We start from the raw sequence: 1,622 nt of genomic DNA, 5'->3' as shown, positions 1-1,622 counted from the left end.
GATGGCTTTGTAGATGATAAAGAATTAAATAAAAGCCTTAATCTTTGTAAAAAAATGCAAGCTTATGAGGATAAGAATTTAAAAAGGGGGAGATGATGAAACAAGGAAATAATGTATATTTTATCTGCAAGCATTGCGGACAAAAAAGCCATAGTAAGCATTGTGGCACTCTACAAGGCATAAAGTATGACATAAAGATAAAAACTATCGCTAGTGTGTGTCTTATGCTCATTTTAGTGGCTATTTGCTTTATACATAGGGATAATAATGCAAATTTGCTTGCGGGATTTAGTTTTTTTGGCTTATTATTATTTATCTTTTTGCTTGGCTTAAAGAGCGATTATAAGGCTTTGAAATGGTATAAACGGCATTTAGAAAATGTAGGAAAGGATTTAAAATGAATGAAATTTACACTTATGAAATGGTAGTTAATTTTAGGGATAAGTTGCTTAAAAATTTAACTGAAAAGGATAGACAATGAAAAACACGCCAACACAACATCAAAATCAAATAGACAGTCATTTTATCAAAAGACTTAATGAGGTCAAAAATTTTCATCACATTGCAGAAAAATATTGATACAAAAGAATTAGAAGCGAAAAAGCTGTGGAGTGATTAAGGAATTTGTGCTATAATCGTGTTTAAATTTAGCTACGAAAGGATAAAAAATGAGTGTGCGAAGTGTTAGGATAGTGCTTGATGAGGAAAAGATTTTGCGAGAGGGCAAATATAAGCTTGATGAGCTTTATGCTTATCTTGATGAGATAGCTAAAGAAGCTGATTTGATTAAACAAGACAAGCATAATTATATCGGCAAAGGCGATGAAAAGGACTTTTCTCGTATGGGTGTTTTTACAGTTGTCGAAGCGGTAGAAAATGAAGCCATTACCCGCAATGTCAAAGAATGGACTTTACTTAAAGATGGAGTGCCTTATACTGATGTTATCGCTGAAAGCAAAGTGGAAGGTGTTGGTATTTGGGAGTAGAAAAGCACATTAAGTGCATACATTTTGATTTTTTGATTGATGAGATTAGAGAACATTTTTCTAGAGACTCAACGCCTTACACACAAATTCAAAACTTTTTAGAACAAAACGGCTTTGAACATAGGCAAGGCTCTGGCTATATATCCAAAGAGCCGTTAAGTGAATATCAAACATACATTCTTATGAAAAAACTTGGTGCAAAATTCACTTGGCTTGATGATTGTATGCGAAGATTTGATATAGAAAATGCCCCAGAAGCAATGGACGCTCGAAACGAAATCTCTAAAAGTGCAATAAAAAAGATGACACAACAGCTTAAAGAACTTCAAAAAGAAGTAAAATACTACACCGAACATAAAAATTCATTTTATGCTGATGCTAAAAAACGCAGTGAAGACAAAATCATTAAGCTCTATAAAGCTTTATGTAACAACAAAAGCTTACCGAAACTATCATCAAAGAACGCAATGGTGGTAAAAGCTTATAAACAATGAGCCTTAAAGCTTCACTCACCATTTAAATTTACCACACACAGTTAGTTAAAACTCCATATCTTTCAAAAAACTCGCCCTTTCATTGACATTCTTTGGCAAGTATTTCGCATAAACCTTAAATGTTTCAGTAAGGCTAGAATGT

At 33.0% G+C, this 1,622-nt stretch carries 3 protein-coding genes; all 3 read left to right on the top strand.

Annotated elements, in window-relative coordinates; all coding sequences use genetic code 11:
• Positions 1–95: 95 nt before the first annotated feature.
• The 3 genes from DMC01_RS12410 (at position 96) to vapD (ending at position 1,480) form a co-directional block, all read left to right on the top strand.
• Entirely contained in the window at positions 96–401 is a 306-nt protein-coding gene (locus DMC01_RS12410) for a hypothetical protein (RefSeq protein WP_142694495.1), read from the top strand.
• Positions 402–668: 267 nt separating this feature from the next.
• The gene (locus DMC01_RS12405; RefSeq protein WP_142694494.1) at positions 669–986 is read left to right on the top strand and encodes a hypothetical protein; all 318 of its coding nucleotides are present in this window, start codon (positions 669–671) and stop codon (positions 984–986) included.
• The gene (gene vapD, locus DMC01_RS12400) at positions 977–1,480 is read left to right on the top strand and encodes a VapD family protein (protein ID WP_142694493.1); all 504 of its coding nucleotides are present in this window, start codon (positions 977–979) and stop codon (positions 1,478–1,480) included. Before DMC01_RS12405 ends, vapD begins: the two co-directional genes overlap by 10 nt.
• The last annotated feature ends 142 nt before the right edge of the window (positions 1,481–1,622 follow it).

It is taken from the genome of Campylobacter troglodytis (genome assembly GCF_006864425.1).
Lineage (GTDB): Bacteria > Campylobacterota > Campylobacteria > Campylobacterales > Campylobacteraceae > Campylobacter_D > Campylobacter_D troglodytis.
Note: the sequence above shows the minus strand (reverse complement) of the source record. Positions and strands in the feature narration are given on the sequence as shown.

What these genes read in the sequence shown, in the direction of transcription:
- DMC01_RS12410 (WP_142694495.1), top strand. Translation starts at nt 96, where the DNA reads ATGAAACAAGGAAATAATGTATATTTTATCTGCAAGCATTGCGGACAA.
- DMC01_RS12405 (WP_142694494.1), top strand. Translation starts at nt 669, where the DNA reads ATGAGTGTGCGAAGTGTTAGGATAGTGCTTGATGAGGAAAAGATTTTG.